Here is an 18829-nt window from a genome sequence, read left to right on the forward strand (position 1 = left end):
GCGATTTACTCCCGGTACGAACCGCACAGAAAGAAGAAATCAAAGGCACCGCTATTTCTATTGGTTTTAGCGCTTGGTTTATCCGTGTTAGGGTTTACCTATAGAAAAGAAATTTATTTTCTTTTTGCAAAAGACCAAAGTGTCAGAGCGGAAAAAACCAAAGAAAAAACAATTGAGCTTTGGAAATCAGGAAATCTAAAAGAAAAAGATATAGAAGATTTCCAATCCATTGCGACAACCTATTCAGAGAAAGATCCAACAGATCCTGTTGCCTTTCATTTGATTGCACGGAGTTTGTTTTGGAACTTATATCGAATTGGAATTTATTTTGACCATGATAGTTTGATTTTGCATTTAGGATCGGAGTTCAAAGACTTTATTGGATCTTCTGTTTTGGCTGATTCCACTTTGGATTCGATATTTTGGAATGCAAGGACTGCCGAGTCTTTTTGTTCCTCCCCATTTTCCGATTGGGAAAATAACAAAGTTTTGTTGTTCCTAGGGGAAACTCACCGCCAAGTCAAACGACCACAAGTTTTGATTAACGAATATGGAAATTTGGATCGTTCTAAACTTTCCCCCGAATTCCAAACCGTTTATATTTGGTTACTCACCTTCAACACGATGTTAGCTGGTGATGCAGGTGGTCTCGATAAACTCATCACCATCACAAAAGATCCAACTTACAAAGCCGGTATCCAATTTACCCCAAGAGAAGAAAATTTTTTACGAGGACTTGGTAAGTTCTATAAAAAAGATTATGTGGGAGCATTGTCTCTACTCAGGCAAGCTAAGTCAAATAACCCAGACCGCATTACAGAAACTTCCATCATTACGGAAGCTACCATCTTTCACTTACAAAATCTTTCGCAAAAAGGAATCGATCTCTTAGAAGAATTTTATCTTTCTTCTGGAAAAAGGAATCCTGAGATTCCTCTCCTTATCGCCAAGATGGTTTCCGAAAAACCAGGAACCAAAACCAAACTAGATTTAACACCGGAAAAAAAAGAATGAAAGTTCTCTGCTTTTCATTTACCGATTCTTTTTCTAAATCTTTCAAAAAACGTCTAATGCCCGTTATTTTGTTAACGGCTTTTACTTCTATTTCTTTTTCAAACTGTGGTTTGTTTTATAAAGGAGTTCCTAAAGCCGGTGAATTTTGTTATGTTTTAGTCAAACCTCCGGAATGTTTATATGTTGATTTTGAATCCAAAAAACTAATTTGGAATGATGTAGAGTATAAATTAGAAGAAAAACTCCGAATGGATTATTTTTTTAAATCCAACGGCGAATTGTTCGAACTTACCGTTTCTACTGTCAATCGAGTAGAGTTAAAAAATCTAACAACTGCAAACTTTAACAAATTTTATATGAGAAAAAAAGATAAGTTTGCAGAAATCCCAGTATCTGGTAGTACAAAACATGAGTAAGACGATTGAGGAAATTCAAAAAGAAATTATAGCAGAGTTTGCTGACCTCACAGACTGGGAAGAAAAGTTCCAATATCTCATTGAGCTAGGTGAAGAACTTCCCCCTTATCCTGATGAAAAACGAACAGAAGAATATATAGTCCCAGGTTGCCAATCCCGAGTTTGGGTTGCACCAAAATTAGAATCAGGACGATTAGAATTTGATGCTGATAGTGATACAGCTCTCACAAAAGGTCTTATCGCCATTTTGATAAGGGTGTTTTCAGGACAATCTCCGAAAGATATAGCGGATGCCTCACTGGGTTTTATAGAAGAAGTAGGTCTTGCTAAGTTTCTTTCCATCTCAAGAAGAAACGGACTCTTCTCTATGGTACAAAAACTAAAGGGATACGCAGAAAAAGCATAAGCATTTTCTTTTTTCCTTTGCAATCTTTTAAGACTCGCATAGAATTCTGAAACGAATCTGAATCAGGAATTCTATGAAACGAAGTTTGATCTTTCTAATCTTATTAACCTTTGTACACTGTGGCAAAGACCTATCCCCTTTTGGTGGCGAACCAGAAATAACTACACTAAAACCCCGATTAAAACCAGAATGGCCAAACCCCCATTGGAAAGTTGTATCTCCAGAATCCGTTGGAGTTTCTTCCGACAAACTAGGATTAGTGGAAGAATACGCTTTCGCAAGAACCGGCGATGAAACTGATCGAAAAGGAAGACGAACCGATGCACTAGTTATTTTAAGAAACGGAAAACTCATTTATGAAAAATATGCGAGAAACTTCTCTGAAGACAAAGTCCATTTAACTTGGTCAGTATCGAAAAGTATCTTACAAACCATGTATGGAATCGCTGTCAAACAAGGTCTTATCAAATTAGACGATCCTGGTTATTATCACTACGAACCACTTAGTCGTGATGAAGCTCATAAAAAAATTACCATTAGACACCTTCTCAATATGTCATCAGGACTTGCGGCAGAGGAAGGATACGAAAGTGGCCCCTTAAAATCTTCTGTGATTGCGATGTTGTATACCAGAGGACGTAAAGACATGGGTGCTTTCTGTGCCAATCTTCCTCTTCGTGCAGAGCCAGGAACTCAAGTATACTATTCTAGTTGCGATACCAATATCCTTTCCGCTATTCTTAAAAAAGTTTATGGAGTTGAAGAATACGATAAACTTCCCTTTGAAAAAATCTTCAAACCTCTTGGGATCACAAATGTAACCTTCGAAAGAGATGGTTCTGGAACTTACGTTGGTTCTTCCTATCTTTATATGAGCGCCAAAGACTTAGCAAAAATTGGATACTTATATTTGAATGATGGAGTTTGGAACGGTGAACGTTTGTTACCTGAAGGATGGGTTCAGTTCACAAGAACTCCTGCGCCTGGATATAAAACTACACCTTATTCCGAAGATTTAGACCAAGATAATTATACAGCGCACTGGTATGCCAATACAGGTGTTCCTGAAAGAGGAATTCACGAACCTTGGCCCGATGCACCCAAAGATACCTTTGCGGGTATTGGTCATTGGGGACAAATGTTGTATGTAATTCCAAGCCTTGATTTAATCATTGTTCGGTTTGGAGATGATCGCGAAAAAGCTTTCATCAAAAATGATTTTTTAAAATTAGTGAAAGAGTCTGTAATTAGGTAACCCTATGAAAAGAAAAATTTCTGTAATACTTTCTTTGTTATTTCTATTTATCTTGTTTTGGGCACAATGGAATTGGAAACATCTATCCAGTTTTCCATCCATCATATCTAGTTTTTATTCGAAAGAATATTGTAGCTGTTACTTTGTGATGCAACTTTCCGAAGAACAATGCCATAACTTTGCTCGGCAATGGGTTCCCATTAGTGAATTCAAACTCGACAAAGAAAATATGTCAGTAACTGTTAAGGGACTTGGACGAACCAATACAGCCAAATATCTTTCGAAAGAATATGGTTGTACTCTTGTGACTGATTAAACTCAATACTAACGGTAGTATCTAATTCCAGGAAAAATGAAGTTAATTCCAAAGATAAGTCCTTTGGCTTTGACTTCTTCTGGGACGGGGCCAAAATTTTGGCCTCGGATAGAATCCATACAGGCTTGATCCACAACAACCTGGCCTTGTGAAGTCACAAGTCTTACATCCAACACTTGGCCTTGTTCGCTTAACATAAATAAAACTTTAGTTTCGCCTTCTTTAATTCCTTCTCTTGCTACAACACCTGCCATATCTCGGTATGCATAGTTTCCACCACCAGGAGGGGCAAAAGATTCTTCAATTCGTTTCAACATGTTTTTGAAATAATAATAACCTGCTAATTGTTTGGTGGGAATTGTCAGAGCTTTAGCCCCATCCCATCGAAATAAAAAGTCTTGTTGGAACCGATAGTTAAAAGGAATTTTTGTCATTTGCCCAGAACTTGCAGATTGGTTCGGACTTTCTTCGGAATTAGAATTGGTTTTTGGATCGGCTTTAAAAATTCCTACTTCAAAAAGTTCTTCTTCCTTAGATTGTTCTGATTTGGGTTGGGCTTTGCTTGGAGTGGAAGCAGAACTTCCCATAATGAATTCACGAAATTGTGTGAGAGTATGAAATCCTTGTTTTTCCGTGAGGCCACCGCCACCCGACGAATCTTTGTTAGAGAGAGCTTTGTACTCGTCTTTTTTATCTGGATTGATGAACTGCTGTTCCACAAGAACTTCGTAAATTTTTTCTTGTTCTTTTGGCCCTAACATTTCGGAAGCTTGTTCCTCTGCTAACATCTTCCAAAGCATATTCCTTGTGATGAGGTGTGCGAGTACAAGTGAGGTTATGAGTATAACAAAGGTGAAAGCAAAGAAAAGTCTGCGTTCCCCTTCTTCTTTTTCAGGTAACCGGAAATCAAAAGAGAGTTGGGCCATTTTCGCGATTTTCCCCGATATTTCCAGTATACACAATTCCCAAATGTTCGTAAGCTTTTTTCGTTGCCACCCTACCTTGGGGTGTCCGGTCAATGAGACCCACTCGAACGAGAAACGGTTCGTAAGTATCTTCCAAAGTACGCTCTTCTTCTCCGAGCACTACAGCGATGGGTTTAATTCCCACAGGCCCACCACCGTAACGGTTGATGAGGATGTCTAAAATTTGACGGTCCACGACATCGAGTCCTAAATGATCCACACCCATCCTATCAAAAGCAAACCGGCATGTTGCTAAACTAACAGAGGTTTCATTTCTCACTTCTGCAAAATCCCGTACTCGTTTGAGGAGATGGTTGGCAATCCTTGGAGTTTTGCGGCTCCGTTTTCCAATCTCCAAGGCAACCCCTTCCCCAAGAGAAACACCGAGAAGTTTTGCGGAACGATCCACGATGATTTGCATTTCCCCATCAGTGTAAAAATCAAGTTTCAGATGGATTCCAAACCTTGTCTTCAAAGGTTCACTGACAAGACCAGAACGAGTCGTGGCACCGACGAGCGTAAAGGGCTGGAGTTGGATCTGGAGGGCATTGGCAGTCACTCCTTCCCCCACCACAAGATCCACAAAGAAGTTCTCCATCGCTGGATACAGTAACTCTTCTTGTTTTTTGATAAAGCCGTGGATTTCGTCGATAAAAAGGACTTCGTTGGTTTTGAGTAAGGTTAAGAACCGAACTAGATCTGCACCCTTGGAGATGGCAGGAGCCGAAGTGGGTGTGAATGCCACGGCAAGTTCATTGGCTATGATATTGGCAAGTGTGGTTTTACCAAGGCCAGGAGGGCCGGAAATTAAAACGTGGTCCAGGGGACTCTTTCGTTTCCGAGCCGCCTCCACATAAACCGAGAGATTGGCTAAAACCTCTTTTTGTCCTATAAATTCGGATAATTTGGTAGGGCGAAGGCTAGGTTCATCTTCGCCCGGTTGTATCCAATCTTCTCTTAAACTCACCTCAATTGGGTTTCTGCTCTGGAGTGATGGAAGTCAAGATTTCATTTTTATTTCGAATGATTTTTATCTCAATTCGCTTCCCAATCTTTGAAGATCTGACAAAACCAATGAGTTCTTCTGGTGTTTGGATTTCTTTTCCACCCATCTCCACAATCACATCAAAAAGTTTTAATCCGGCTTTGTCTGCTGGAGACCCTTTGATGATCTGGCGAACAATGGCGCCTTTTGTGTCTTTGAGTTTGAGTTGGTCCACATCTTCTTCATTGACGGCATCGAGACCAACGCCAATCCAAGGGCGAGTGACTTTCCCATTGGTTTTAATTTCTTCAGCAACCCTACGCGCTTCGTTGATCGGAATGGTAAATCCGATCCCCACGGACCCACCCGATTGAGAAGCAATCATACGATTGATTCCAATCACTTCGCCTCGGATGTTGAGAAGTGGACCTCCACTATTTCCTTGGTTGATGGCAGCATCTGTTTGGATATAAGACAAACCAGAGGAATCGATTCCTCCTCTTTGCACCGCGGAAACAACTCCCACAGTAAATGAATGTTCAAATCCAAGTGGAGCCCCAATGGCGATGGCCCAGTTTCCTACTTTGACTTTATTGGAATCTGCAAGGACAATGGGACGAAGAGATCCCTTGGGCGCATCTATCTTAAGTAAGGCGATATCCATTGTTTCATCAGAGCCAATCAGTTTTGCTTCATAGGTTTTTTGATTTTTAAACTTCACTGTGAGTTTATCCATGTCTTTGATCACATGGTGGTTGGTCATAATATAACCTTCTTCGTTCAGAACAATCCCCGAACCAAGTCCCGTTTGTTTTTGTTTCATCACACGACCTGATCCACCACCAGGGCGTCCAAAAAAATGATCAAAATAAGGATCACCCGAAAATGGATGTTGTTGGATATTGACGGTTCTCTCTGTGGCAATCGAAACCACACTCGGAGATACTTTATCAAAAACTTCTTGGAAGGCATCTTCCAATGCCACAGCTTGCGTTTGGGCTGGGGATAATTTTTCACCACCATCTGCTTTCAATTGCAGAGGATTTTCGGAGGAATTTCCGCAAGTCAGAATGGGAGACAAAAATGTTCCCAAAAGTAAAAAACTAAAAGCAACTGCTAAGTAACGTAAAGGATTCGTTTTTTTTAAAGTCATAGACAATTAACACTCTCTCCTACTATATGAGACCCCAAAAGTTCCAGGAAAGTTCTCATTTCTTGGAATCGTTTTTTTACAAAAAAACTTGAACATTTTGTACCAAGGTGCACTAGTCTTTTTATGGCAAAACGAGTATTTATCCCTCTCTGTCCAGGCTTCGAAGAAATGGAAGCCATCATTATGATTGATGTTTTGAGAAGAGGAAATGTCGAAGTGGTTACTGCTGGAAAATCCAAAGAACCAATCCTTGCGGCAAGAAAGACTCTCCACTTGGCTGACCAAACTTTTTCAGAAATCGTGCCAAACGAATTCGATGCCATCCTTCTTCCTGGTGGATTGGAAGGAACCAAACAACTCATGAAAGATCCGGAAATTAGTTCTATTCTAAAATCGTTTCAGGTTACTAAGAAAATGATCGGTGCCATTTGTGCCGCTCCGAATGTCCTTCGCCACTTAGACATCATTACAGGAGAAGATTTATACACGGCATTCCCCTCTGCAGACGATTTGGCAAAAGGAAAAGGCGGAATGTATACAGGGAAAAGGATCGAATCACATAACAATATTCATACGAGTATCGGCCCTGGTTCTGCATTTGAATTTTCTTTGTATATTCTTGAGAAACTAGAAGGAAAAGAGATAATGGAAAAAGTTAAGGCTGGTTTGCAACTCCCGTAAGATGAAAATTAATTCCATAACTAGGAAAAAAATAAAATCTTAGTTAGTCGGTGGACTCTCGTTCCTCTACAAGAGAAAGAACCGCTTTCTCCTCCGAATCAAATACCTCTAAATGACTTTCCATTCCTGTAAGTTTAAATACTTTTGCCACTGATCCATGAACGCTGCATACCTTTAGATTTCCGTGGTATTTTTTTAGTTTGTACATGGCAGTCACCAAAGTCCCAATTCCGGAACTATCCATAAAGGGAACCTTTTCCAAGTTCACAACAATTTCATATTGGTGTTTACGTATTTTTTCATCCAGAATGTCTTTCAATTCTTTTGCATTGTACAAATCAACCTCACCCTCAATGGATATGATCGCGACTTGATTGGATGACTTCTCGTGGATGACCATTTGCAATTAGTTTGCACCCCAAAAGGAAATGAAAAGACAAAAATTACATTCGAAATACACCAAAAGGTTTTCTTTCTTCTTTCCTTCTGCTGAGAATTGACAATGCCCTTCCCAAAACTTTCCTTGTCTCGGCAGGATCAATGATCCCGTCATCCCAAAGGCGTGCGGAACTATACACTGCTGAAGACTTCTTTTCATAGTCTTCTAAAATTGGTTTTTTAAAAATGGATTCTTCCTCTGGTTGGATGGGTTCTCCGGCGGCTTCCTTTTGGTCTTTTTTGACTGTCCAAAGTACATTGGCTGCTTGTTCTCCACCCATCACCGAAATCCGCGCGTTAGGCCACATCCATAAAAATTCAGGAGCAAAGGCTCGACCACACATTCCGTAATTTCCGGCACCATATGAACCACCAGTAACAATTGTTAGCTTCGGAACAGTAGTAGTGGAAACAGCGTTGACCATCTTAGCACCGTCACGGGCAATTCCGTTATTTTCGTATTTTTTTCCCACCATAAACCCTGTTATGTTTTGAAGGAATAAAAGTGGAATTCTTCTTTGATCACAAAGTTCAATAAAATGAGATGCTTTAAGCGCTGATTCTGAAAAAAGAACTCCGTGGTTTGCAATGATACCAACGGGATATCCATATACTTCGGCAAACCCAGTTACAATGGTTGTAGCATATAGTTTTTTGAATTCATGAAATCTGGATCCATCCACAATCCTTGCAATGATTTCTCTTGGATCATAAGACTTTTTTGAATCTCTTTCAATGATCCCGTATATTTCTTCTATGGGATAAAGAGGCTCTTCCGTTTCTTTTGGTTGTGATTCTTTTTTAGAATTTAGGTTTTTAATGATAGAACGAGTGATTTCCAAAGCATGAAAGTCGTCTTCTGCATAATGGTCTGTTACACCAGATATACGACAATGTACATCTGCCCCACCTAACTCTTCACCTGTGACAACTTCACCTGTTGCTGCCTTCACTAGTGGTGGTCCCCCAAGAAAAATCGTCCCATTCCCTTTAACAATCACAGACTCGTCAGACATGGCAGGAATATAGGCTCCACCTGCCGTACAAGACCCCATAACGACCGCTATCTGAGAAATTCCTTTAGCACTCATCCTTGCTTGGTTGAAAAAAATACGACCAAAGTGGTCTTTATCTGGAAACACTTCGTCTTGCATGGGTAAAAAAGCCCCGCCAGAATCTACTAAATAAATACAAGGAAGGGAATTGTTCTCAGCAATTTCCTGAGCGCGAACATGTTTTTTTACTGTGAGAGGATAATAAGTTCCGCCTTTAACCGTTGCATCATTGGCAACGATCATACAGTCCACACCTTCTACCTTACCAATGCCAGTGATGATTCCGGCAGAAGGAACTGGATCAGAATAAACTCCTTCCCCGGCAAGACCACAAATCTCCATAAACTCGGTTCCTGAATCAATAAGTTCAGCAATCCTTTCTCTTGCCGTTAGTTTTCCGCGAGACTTATGTTTTTCGAGAGCTTTCTTCCCGCCACCTAACTTCACGTCATCGATAATTTTGCGAATAGGAACTATGGTTTCTAAATATGCAGTACGGTTTGACACAAATTCTGAAGATTGCGGGTTTGTCTTGGAGATGATTCGTTCCATATTAATCCTTATTCTGTTTGTTAAAATGAAAGGTTTTTGTTTTTTTATGTGAGAAGGAATCTACAAAGTAATGGAGTTTTTCAAAAATCACTTCAGGACATTCTTCCATAGGAAGGTGTTTCGCTGGCAAAAAAACAAGACTACTTGTTCTAAGTGTTTCTTTCATGTATTCAGTTTGGTTTGGAGAAATTCGGAAATCTTCTTCCCCAATATAAATTTGGCGTAAACCTACAAAATTTTTTGCACCTTCTTCTATCTCACGAAGAGCGTGTGTCGAACGATCTACGTTACGAACAAATTCCAAAGTGTTTTTGCGCGTTTTTCCCTCAAATAACAAGTGATACATGGTTTTTTCCCATTCATAAGTCAGCTGATGAGCCTTATTCACAAGAAACAATTTATAAATTAACCGAAGCAGCGGTGGACGAAACAAAAAGGATAACACTTCGCCTAGCAGGGGTAAACGTAAAAAATGAAGTGGGAAATAAAAACGAAACTTTGGCAAATTCATAAATCCACCTAAAATGGATAAAGACTTATATTGATTTGCATGTTCTTTAAAGGTAAAACAGAGAATAGGAAGTGCATAATCAAAAGCCACAACATGAACCTTTTTGTCACCAACTACCTTTTCCAAAAATGGAGCCAAATAATGAGCTTGGAGACGATGTGATAGAGGCCCGTCCGGTCTTGCACTAAATCCAGTACCTAAAAAATCGAGTGCAATCACCCGGTAATGTGTGGATAACAAATTCACCAATTTACGGTAGTTATATGAAGTAGTTAGAAAACCAGGCAAAAGAAGAATCGTCTCTTCCCCTTTCCCTTCATCCAAATAAAAAAAACGTAAGTCATCAATTTCTACTGTTTTTCCAGAATTGATATGTTCTAACAAACTGGGTGTCATGTTCACTCCGTAAGACTTCCGTATAATTTTCTTAAATACTCTTCTTCAAATTCAAAAAGATTCATACCACGACGTGCCATGATTTTTTTTGTATCAAAAAGAAATTCTTCTAAGCGGTAACGTCCGCCGTGTTTTATCCAAGTAAAAGCAGAAACGTAACCTTGTATTCTAGATTCAACAATGTTACTAGCAATATCAAATACGGTTCCTGTATTCGACATCACTCCAATAGCAAGTTTTGTAAAAGGTCCTATCAAAGATCCAAACTTAATGGTTCCAGTATTGACTACCGAATCACCGATCTTTAATTTCACAATTCCATAATTATTTTTTAAATCACTCGTCGTAGACAAAGCACCAAGATTTACCCATGTAGAAACAAAACTATGTCCGAGGAAACCTTCATGGTGTTTGTTGGTATAATCAAGTAAAATCGAATTTTCTACTTCTCCACCAATGCGACACTGATTTCCAATGAGGCAGCCACCAGTAATACGAGCATTGTCAATTTGAGTATTTTTTCCAACAAAGAGTGGGCCCTCTAAAAAACTAAACGATGAAATTTTGGCTCCGTCTTCTATTAAGATAGGTCCATGAGTTGTATCAAAAACAACACCAGGATAGATGGTAGCTCCAGGATGGATATAAAGATGTTTATCCTTTCCTACAATATGAAACCCTGCTTGTTTTGCTTTATACTTTTGGCGAAATCGCTTCCAATCTTTTTCTAAATTGAGAGTGTCCTCAATGATAGAAGTGACTGTACCCAAAAGTTCCCAAGGTAAATAAGAATCAGAACTATAAATTGAATCGTATGTATCAAGGTTGGCTGGTAAAATATGAGGGTATCTTTGAAAAATTAATTTCTCAAAGAACGGATTTGGTCCTTTATAAAAAATCTTAGCTCCCGGATATTTGCGCTCTAGTTTTTCAAGTAAACTGACACCACCAAGATTCCATTCAAAAAAAGAATGAAATCTCGATAGAGGCTCAAGAGACGGGTTTCTTTTCGAATCGTCAAATAAGAGATTCACTGTTTACTCCACAGTTACAGATTTTGCTAAATTCCTTGGCTGATCCACATTACATCCCCTAAGGATTGCTATATGGTAAGATAATAACTGCAAAGGAATGACAGCAAGCAGCGGCACTAATGCATCTGCTGTTTTTGGAATTTCAAACGTAAAATCTGACATTGATTTTATATCCGTATCCCCTTCCGTTACAATGGCAATCACCTTTCCTTTTCTTGCTTTGACTTCCTGGATATTGGAAATCACTTTTTCATAAGAACCATCTTTTGTTGCGATAAACACTACAGGCATATCTTCATCAATTAGTGCGATTGGTCCATGTTTCATTTCTGCCGCAGGATAACCTTCCGCATGAATGTAGGAAATTTCTTTTAATTTTAATGCACCTTCGAGAGCTACAGGAAAATTGAACCCACGCCCCAAATAAAGGAAGTTAGATGCACGGTAAAAATGTTCCGAAATATTACGGATGTCATCGTCTTTAGTTAAAATTTTTGAAACTTTATCTGGAATCGAATCCAATTCCAAAAGTAATGTTTGGTAATCGGATAACGATATAGAACCTTTTTTTAATCCTAAATATAAAGCCATCATCGTAAGAATCGTTACTTGGGAGGTGAATGCCTTTGTAGAAGCCACTCCAATCTCTGGACCGGCATGGAGGTAAGCACCTGCATGAGAAGCACGCGCGATAGAAGAACCCACTACGTTACAAACTCCAAAGATAAGGGCACCTTTCGACTTTGCCAGTTCAATCGCGGCAAGTGTATCCGCAGTTTCACCAGATTGAGAAACTGCAATGACAACATCCCTTTCCGTAACTATTGGGTTACGGTAACGAAACTCGGATGCGTATTCTACTTCTGTAGGAATCCGAGCAAGGTCTTCAAATAGATACTCACCAATAAGGCCTGCATGCCAAGAAGTTCCACAACCAACAAGGATCAAACGATCTGCATTTAAAAAACGATTCAAGTATTGATCAATGCCACTTAGGAATAAATGATGTTCCCGAGACACGAGTCGACCTCGCATAGCATCACGCACAGACTTGGGTTGCTCAAAGATTTCTTTTAACATAAAGTGTGGATATCCACCCTTTTCTATGTCTTCCAAATCCAACTCTAGTTTTTGAATGAACGGAGTTTTAGTTACGTTTTCTAAGTTTTTTACCACAAGACTTCCGTCTTTAATGATAGCCATCTCTTGGTCATTTAGATAAGTTACGTTGTTCGTATATTCTATGATAGGTGTGGCATCAGAAGCAACAAAGTATTCATCTTCACCGATTCCGATCACAAGAGGAGAACCTTTTCTAGCCGCAATCATAGTTCTTTCGTTATCTTTAGAAAGGATCACAATCGCATAGGCACCGACAACCTCATTCAAAGCCAGACGAACTGCTTCTTCAATAGGACAATTGTTTTGTTTTTTAATTTCTTCAATTAAATGGATTAGAACTTCGGAATCTGTATCAGATTTAAACTTATGCCCGTTGCCTTCTAATTCTTTTTTGATAGAACCGTAATTTTCAATAATTCCATTATGAATGATGGCTAGTTTTCCATCAGAACTTGTATGCGGGTGAGCATTTTTATCGTTGGGTTCTCCATGAGTAGCCCAACGTGTATGGCCAATTCCCAAGGTCGCAAGGAGTGTTCTGTCACCAATTTCTTTTTCTAAATCAGCGACTTTTCCTTTCTTTTTTACAATCTCAAGACCGCCATTTAACAATGCTACACCGGCACTATCATAACCACGGTACTCTAGTCGTTTGAGACCTTTGATGATGAGAGGGAGCGCCTCTCTTTTTCCTAAATAACCTACGATTCCACACATTGTTTTACCCTCTTTAAGGTAGTTTCCAAATCAGATTTGGATTTAGTTTCAGTAATAACTCGAAAAATTGGTTCTGTATTCGAAGGACGTATATGAATCCAAGAATCCGATACATACATCCAAAGTCCGTCTTTCTCAGAAATCACTTTCGGAGAAAATTCAGACTGAAATTTTTCATAAAGACTTTCTAATGACATACCCTTTGCCAAAGGAAAAGATTGTTTGTCCATATAAAGCAAAGGCAACTCATCGAGGAGAACATCCAATGTTTTCCCAGTTTCTGCCATCAAATTTAGGATATGTGCAATACCGGACAAAGTGTCCCGACCAAAAGAGGGAATCGTTGGATCAATCACGCCACCGTTCCCTTCTCCACCGAACACTGCTTTGGTTTTAAGCATCTCTTCCACTACGTTTGCTTCTCCAACTTTACTGCGAATGACTTCGGCTCCAAATCGTGATCCTACTTCTTCGTTTAAAAAAGAAGTAGATAAGTTCACCACAACCTTTGACTTTTTTTTGACAGTGGATAAAACATTCATGAGTGCTAGTGGCAAAGTAAATTCTTCCGAGACAGCACCTCTTTTAGGTGAAAATAAAACTAATCTGTCTGCATCTGGATCTAATGCAAAACCGATGTCTGCTTTGGATTTTTTGAAATAAGGTTCTACCGATTTTAAAGCAGCGGCAGTTGGTTCTGGTGGTCTTGGAAAAGTACCATTTGGGTTACAATTATGCGCCACAACTTTGCAACCTAACATCTGTAAAAATTTTGGCACTACATAAGAGCCAGCACCACCTACGGCGTCCACAAATACAGTAAATTTTTTCTTTTTGATTTTGGCTACATTCACTCGTTTTAAAACAGAAGATAAATGTAGATCAATATAATCTTCACCAGAATCGATATAACCTTTTGGGAAAATTTGTTCTTTGGGATAAGTTCCATTTTGAATGATGGATAAAAGTTTTTTATTTTCCTCGGCAGAAAAGAAAAAACCTTTTTTAGAAATGAATTTAAATGCATTCCAATCCATAGGATTGTGTGAAGCGGATATCATTATTCCGCCATTTGCCCGGGAAAGATTCACAACCGCTTTTGTAGTCGGTGTTGGAACCAAACCTAATGTTAAAACTGAATTCCCGGAAGCTAACAATGCAGATGTGAGAAGTGATTCTAAATAAGGGCCACTTGGTCTTGAGTCCCGTCCAATAACAGCCGTTCCGCCATTCATCATAGAAGCAAAAGACTTTGAAAATGCCAGTGCTTCGTCTAAGCCAAACCCTTGTCCAATTTTACCCCGAACACCGGAAATAGAAATCATCAGGGAGGACAGATCATACTCTTTCGTAAATCGCATACAATACTATCAAAGCTCGCGGATTCCCACTGCAAGTCTATCTTTTTGCTTTTTGGAATGTGTCAACGAAGTGGAATAAAAATGAAGATTGAAGAAAAACGGTTTGGGCGATGACAGGATTGAACTGCCGACCCGCTGCTTGTAAGGCAGCTGCTCTCCCAGCTGAGCTAATCGCCCGTTGTAATGACCAGTAAACCGGAGTTGTGATTTTTGTAAATAAGATTTAGAAATAAAAAAGGCCACCATCGGTGGCCTCATTCCTTCTAGCTAAAAGCGATTGTTAGGCGGCTTTTGTCTCGATGGAGTTAATACGAAGAGCCATACGAGATTTTTTACGATCCGCATTTTTCTTATGGATCAGTTTTGTTTTAGCAGCTCTGTCCAACTTGGAAGAAAGTTTAGAAAATACTGTAAGTGCTTCTGTTTTGTTTCCAGATTTAATAGCTTTGAGAAGAAGGCGTGCGTATGTGCGCAATTCAGTGCGATCTTCACCATTTCGCTCTTTTCTACGAGCGGTTCTACGAATGTCTTTTTTAGATGATCTTAAATTAGCCAAGGAATGTCCCCTACGAGGAATTTTTACTTATCTTTTGAGTACCACTCTGCCGGTCAAGGCGAAAGAGAAAAAAATAAGAACCAATTTTACCCTTACAGGACCCAAATCCCTAGGAGAAACCTATGTTCCCCATTCTCATTTGGATCGATTCGGAACTCTATGAAATCCTAAAACAAAGGCATTTGGATTTGGGCCTTGTCACAAAAATGGCTATATTATCGCTAAAAGTAGAGGGAATGGAACCGGGAACCTTTGAAAAAGGCGAATCTGGTCATTACGAACGTATGGAACTCAGCCGGTATGATTTTTTTACTTTAAGTTTAATTTCTAGGGAGAAGGAAGTTGACCCGAACCTATTACTCTCGTATGCTTTCACAGAAGCTTTGTTGGAAATTTTGCGACTGTGACTCCTGAAAAATCAAAATATCATTATATCAAAATTGAGTCCATTTCAGACATCGATCCTATAAAATTATCAATTTCCCAAATCCAACAAAGATATATCGATAAAGATAACAATCGCTATGCGCTACGTTTCAACAAAGACACACGTAGAATCGAGATTTTAAAACTCATCGGCAATCATTTTGAAGTAATTCCACATACTTCTTCTCCCCATTCTCATTCAACCGATGTTTCCAAACCTTCTCCGAACCAAAGTACTTCTGCGGCGAGTCATCCTACGACACAAATTTCTGAAGGCTTAAAATCGAATCCAATCTTAGGAAAGTTAGTTAGTTCTCAATCACAAACACAGGCAAGTCCCACTGAAAAAAATTCAGAAGCTCCAAGCGAAAAAACAGGATTACCTTCTGAAGAAAATTTAATGAGAGAAGATGTGGATTTGAATATTTTCGAAGGAGAGGAACCACCTCCCGTTCAGGAAACTTTCTCCCATGCGGGTTTACTCAATACTCCGGATTTACCAACCCCTGAAGAACCGGAAGAAAAAACGATCCCGGAACCAAATGTGGCATTGGGAGAAGAGTCAAACGACAAAACCGCTTTCCAACAAATAGAAGATTTCATCAAATTATTAACTACCTATCGAGAAAGGGTCACTGCCATCATTCGGAACTTACAATCCTCAAGAATTTTTGAACTTACTGGAGATCCTTCAGAAAATAAAAATATTGTTGGGAACTTTGCTCGTGAAATGGAAGCACAAGTTTTCGAAGCCATTGACAAAATGGTGGATCTTCACAAAGAAATGACATCATATCCTCGTCCTATTACGTATTATATCTCCAAAGCACCTGCAGAAAAAAGAGAAGAAATGAAATTTATTGAATCGGATAAAGAAAAATTAAACAGACTTCATCTGTTTGAAATGCAAAGACTTTCCGATACAATAGTTAAAGACTTCAAAAAACTTAGTTTGCAATTATTGAATATTTTAAATCTGAAAAATGACATTCAGGTCAAACAATTACAATATGCAAATCAGTTGATGTATGTTGATGCTAAAAACGCATCCCTTTATTTTGCGCAAGATTTGGATAAAACCATACTTGATATAGAGAACTGGAAACAATCGAAATGAAAGAACTGTCGGAAGCAGAAACAAAAGCAATATTAGAAAAAATCAGATCAGAATATAAAGAACATGGGAAACTAAATCCAAAAGCCTTCGACCAATCAGGGTTTGAACAAAGATATTTACAAATACTCAAACTCCGTGGCAACATCACGAAATTTTTAACGGAAGAAGTAACATTCCTCGAACAATTAAAATCAAAGTTCCAAGAACTAGCTGCGAAAAAAGAAGCAGCCAAAGCACAAACTTTAAATCGAATCATGGATGAATCTATTGAAAAGTTGGCAAATTACAAGAAGGTGGATTTCCATCCTCTCGCCAAAGTAGAAACACGTTATTTTTACGGAGCGATGTTGGATTTTACAGAAACAGAACTTCCTGTTCTTATTTATATCTTTAAAGGAACTCCCGAATATTCTTTTTTACAAGATGCAGTTTTACAAGTGGAACGAATTGGAATGACAAGACGTGGCCTACCTTCCATGAAAATGCAAGAGTTCATTAAAACCTTACTCGATGCTAATGGGAACAATATCGTCATAGAAAAAGCTTCCCAAAATCTTTTGAAAGACGGATGTATTGCCTTAAAAAATATCATCGTCGCGGTGCAGGACCTAGTTTCTAAAAACAGAATCAATCCCGATCTAATTGTCCTAGTAAATGAAAAGGAATATCCGAATGCGCATAATAACTTTGGCGGTAAAAAATTTGGAGAAAGCCTCACTCGAATTACTGAACGCTGCAAACAAATCATACAAGATTTTCGAATGAATGCGTTGATGAATATGGAAGGTTAATTCTAATGTGCCATCATGGACCCAATTCTACTCGGTGTCGCAGACACCATCGAATCTGAATTTGATTCGGAAGTTTATAAAAATTTCTCTCCTTTAGAAAAATACCACTCCTTACTGTTTCGTTCTGTAGACAAACTCTTTGGTTTTCTAGGAACGGATCGCGCAAAAATTGCACCTTATTTAACTGATTTTGTTTCTATCGAAGCCCAGTCTCTTGGCCGAGAAGGGTATGGATTTACCGTTAAGGACGCTAACGATATGGGGTTTGGTGGGCTTGCTTGCCATACAGTGGATTTGGGTGGGGCTAGTGTCGGCGGAGCCATTGCCGAGGCACACACCATCGTCAAAGCAAATCCTTATGCAGTTGTCCTTGTGGCGGCCGCCGATGTTCCCAAATCAGTATTCAAACAAGTATCAGACTTAAAACGACTTACTGCCACAGTTTGCCATAAAGATTGGGAAATGCCTTACGGAGCCACGCTGATTGGTCTTTATTCTTTGTTATGTGAAAGAATGATGTTTGATACGGGTGTGACTAGTGAAGATTTGGAAGAAATCACAAAATACTTCCGGACTTTGGCTGAATCCAATCCACGAGCTTTCCAATTCCAAAAACCACTGACCGAAAAACAATTAAAGAAACCTCTTTCGGGAGTTTACAGTACACCGATGATCGCTATTGTCACCGATCATGGATTTGCCACTCTTATCACTTCTGATTTCATGAAACAGAAGTTAATTGAAAATAATATCATCAAAAAAGATGCCGAACATATTTACTTAGCAGGTTCTGGCCATAGCGCTCATGCAGAATACTTCATCCAAAAAAAGGATTTAAAAAGTCCTGCCGCTCTTGCTTGTGAAAGAGCGGTCGCTTCTTCTGGATTCAACCGATCCGATATTGAATATGCTTGGATTTACGATTGTTTTACAGGAATGATCATCCATGAAGCAGGATTGTATTTTGGAGTTTCGCCCAAAGAAACTGCAACCGCCCTGAGAAGTGGAAAAATTTCTAATGGAACAAAAGAGATTCCGATCAATCTGGGTGGAGGAATTTTAAACTACCAAGCGGCGATGGCTCTTTCTGGAGCCACAGGTCTTATTGATATTGCGAGCCAATATGGTCTTGCCGTTGATCCGATTCCAGAAAAACTAAAAGAAATACCTAACGTAAGTTTACTGGGAGGAAATGGTGGGATTGATAGTATCAATTCGGTGGTTTTATTTTCTAAAGAAAAACCAAAACCACAGAGAGAACCTTTAGCTTTAAAACCTCTGGAAGTCAATGTTCCAAACCCCAAAGTGGGAGAAAAGGCATCCATCCTTACCGTTAGCACTATCTATTTCAATCCAGGTGGAGAGAAAAAACCACCTTATCTCATTGTATGTTCCACTAAAGAGAATGGAGAGATGGTTCTTACCAATCTATATGGGAAGGACGGGAAAGAAATTCTATCCAAAGAAGGATTGGAACTTGGAAAATCTAAAGTAGAATTTCAGGAGATCGAAGGAAAAATCCAAGCGGTTCTTTTGGACTAATATTGATATGAAAGGCCAAG

Annotated in this window: 20 protein-coding genes and 1 tRNA gene; 10 read left to right on the forward strand and 11 right to left on the reverse strand. The window is 39.2% G+C overall.

What is annotated here, in order from left to right:
- Positions 1-84 precede the first annotated feature (84 nt).
- From ND811_RS15520 to ND811_RS15540, 5 genes are all read left to right on the forward strand, one after another.
- Positions 85-1014: a hypothetical protein gene (locus ND811_RS15520; RefSeq protein WP_322113481.1), complete on the forward strand. Its 930-nt coding sequence runs from the start codon at positions 85-87 to the stop codon at positions 1012-1014.
- Positions 1011-1430 (forward strand): hypothetical protein, encoded by a 420-nt coding sequence (locus ND811_RS15525; protein ID WP_407658914.1) that lies wholly within the window; start codon positions 1011-1013, stop codon positions 1428-1430. Before ND811_RS15520 ends, ND811_RS15525 begins: the two co-directional genes overlap by 4 nt.
- The gene (locus ND811_RS15530; protein WP_265352917.1) at positions 1423-1836 is read left to right on the forward strand and encodes a SufE family protein; all 414 of its coding nucleotides are present in this window, start codon (positions 1423-1425) and stop codon (positions 1834-1836) included. The genes ND811_RS15525 and ND811_RS15530 overlap by 8 nt, the downstream gene beginning before the upstream one ends.
- Positions 1837-1909: 73 nt before the next feature.
- A complete protein-coding gene (locus tag ND811_RS15535) occupies positions 1910-3091 on the forward strand; it encodes a serine hydrolase domain-containing protein (protein ID WP_265352916.1) in 1182 nt (393 codons plus the stop codon).
- Positions 3092-3095: 4 nt separating this feature from the next.
- Positions 3096-3407, forward strand: a complete 312-nt coding sequence (locus ND811_RS15540) for a hypothetical protein (protein ID WP_265352915.1) — start codon at positions 3096-3098, stop codon at positions 3405-3407.
- 8 nt (positions 3408-3415) lie between these two features.
- On the opposite strand, the gene ND811_RS15545 is transcribed toward ND811_RS15540, so the two are convergent.
- From ND811_RS15545 to ND811_RS15555, 3 genes are read right to left on the reverse strand one after another with little or no spacing between them, the layout of a single operon-like run.
- Entirely contained in the window at positions 3416-4333 is a 918-nt protein-coding gene (locus ND811_RS15545; protein WP_265352914.1) for an energy transducer TonB, read from the reverse strand.
- Positions 4314-5339 (reverse strand): Holliday junction branch migration DNA helicase RuvB, encoded by a 1026-nt coding sequence (ruvB, locus tag ND811_RS15550; protein ID WP_265352913.1) that lies wholly within the window; start codon positions 5337-5339, stop codon positions 4314-4316. The genes ND811_RS15545 and ruvB overlap by 20 nt, the downstream gene beginning before the upstream one ends.
- 1 nt (position 5340) lies before the next feature.
- Positions 5341-6510, reverse strand: coding sequence for a trypsin-like peptidase domain-containing protein (locus tag ND811_RS15555; protein ID WP_265352912.1), 1170 nt, complete (start codon positions 6508-6510; stop codon positions 5341-5343).
- A 123-nt stretch (positions 6511-6633) separates the two neighbouring features.
- On the opposite strand from ND811_RS15555, the gene ND811_RS15560 reads away from it, so the two are divergent.
- Complete coding sequence (locus ND811_RS15560; protein WP_265352911.1) at positions 6634-7191, forward strand: DJ-1 family glyoxalase III; 558 nt, start codon at positions 6634-6636, stop codon at positions 7189-7191.
- A gap of 43 nt (positions 7192-7234) precedes the next feature.
- On the opposite strand, the gene ND811_RS15565 is transcribed toward ND811_RS15560, so the two are convergent.
- The 8 genes from ND811_RS15565 to rpsT form a co-directional block, all read right to left on the reverse strand.
- Positions 7235-7591, reverse strand: coding sequence for an STAS domain-containing protein (locus ND811_RS15565; RefSeq protein WP_265352910.1), 357 nt, complete (start codon positions 7589-7591; stop codon positions 7235-7237).
- A 43-nt stretch (positions 7592-7634) separates the two neighbouring features.
- On the reverse strand, positions 7635-9236 hold the full coding sequence (locus ND811_RS15570) for a carboxyl transferase domain-containing protein (protein ID WP_265352909.1): 1602 nt from the start codon (positions 9234-9236) through the stop codon (positions 7635-7637).
- Position 9237: 1 nt separating this feature from the next.
- Positions 9238-10143, reverse strand: coding sequence for an alpha/beta fold hydrolase (locus tag ND811_RS15575; RefSeq protein WP_265352908.1), 906 nt, complete (start codon positions 10141-10143; stop codon positions 9238-9240).
- A 2-nt stretch (positions 10144-10145) separates the two neighbouring features.
- Positions 10146-11177, reverse strand: a complete 1032-nt coding sequence (locus tag ND811_RS15580; RefSeq protein WP_265352907.1) for a GlmU family protein — start codon at positions 11175-11177, stop codon at positions 10146-10148.
- Between the two features lie 3 nt (positions 11178-11180).
- Positions 11181-13016, reverse strand: coding sequence for a glutamine--fructose-6-phosphate transaminase (isomerizing) (gene glmS / locus ND811_RS15585; RefSeq protein WP_265352906.1), 1836 nt, complete (start codon positions 13014-13016; stop codon positions 11181-11183).
- Positions 13001-14377, reverse strand: a complete 1377-nt coding sequence (glmM, locus tag ND811_RS15590; protein ID WP_265352905.1) for a phosphoglucosamine mutase — start codon at positions 14375-14377, stop codon at positions 13001-13003. The genes glmS and glmM overlap by 16 nt, the downstream gene beginning before the upstream one ends.
- Before the next feature lie 104 nt (positions 14378-14481).
- Positions 14482-14554 (reverse strand) — tRNA-Val (locus ND811_RS15595).
- 103 nt (positions 14555-14657) lie between these two features.
- Complete coding sequence (gene rpsT, locus ND811_RS15600; protein WP_265352904.1) at positions 14658-14933, reverse strand: 30S ribosomal protein S20; 276 nt, start codon at positions 14931-14933, stop codon at positions 14658-14660.
- A 122-nt stretch (positions 14934-15055) separates the two neighbouring features.
- Between rpsT and ND811_RS15605 the strand changes: the two genes are divergently transcribed.
- Genes ND811_RS15605 through ND811_RS15620 form a run of 4 tightly spaced genes read left to right on the forward strand, consistent with a single transcriptional unit; the run spans position 15056 to position 18809 of the window.
- Complete coding sequence (locus ND811_RS15605) at positions 15056-15340, forward strand: hypothetical protein (protein WP_265352903.1); 285 nt, start codon at positions 15056-15058, stop codon at positions 15338-15340.
- On the forward strand, positions 15337-16476 hold the full coding sequence (locus tag ND811_RS15610; protein ID WP_265352902.1) for an LIC_10450 family protein: 1140 nt from the start codon (positions 15337-15339) through the stop codon (positions 16474-16476). The genes ND811_RS15605 and ND811_RS15610 overlap by 4 nt, the downstream gene beginning before the upstream one ends.
- Entirely contained in the window at positions 16473-17267 is a 795-nt protein-coding gene (locus tag ND811_RS15615; protein ID WP_265352901.1) for a hypothetical protein, read from the forward strand. The genes ND811_RS15610 and ND811_RS15615 overlap by 4 nt, the downstream gene beginning before the upstream one ends.
- 15 nt (positions 17268-17282) lie before the next feature.
- Positions 17283-18809 (forward strand): thiolase C-terminal domain-containing protein, encoded by a 1527-nt coding sequence (locus ND811_RS15620; RefSeq protein ID WP_265352900.1) that lies wholly within the window; start codon positions 17283-17285, stop codon positions 18807-18809.
- The last annotated feature ends 20 nt before the right edge of the window (positions 18810-18829 follow it).

It is taken from the genome of Leptospira soteropolitanensis (assembly GCF_026151655.1).
In the GTDB taxonomy this organism is placed as follows: domain Bacteria; phylum Spirochaetota; class Leptospiria; order Leptospirales; family Leptospiraceae; genus Leptospira_A; species Leptospira_A soteropolitanensis.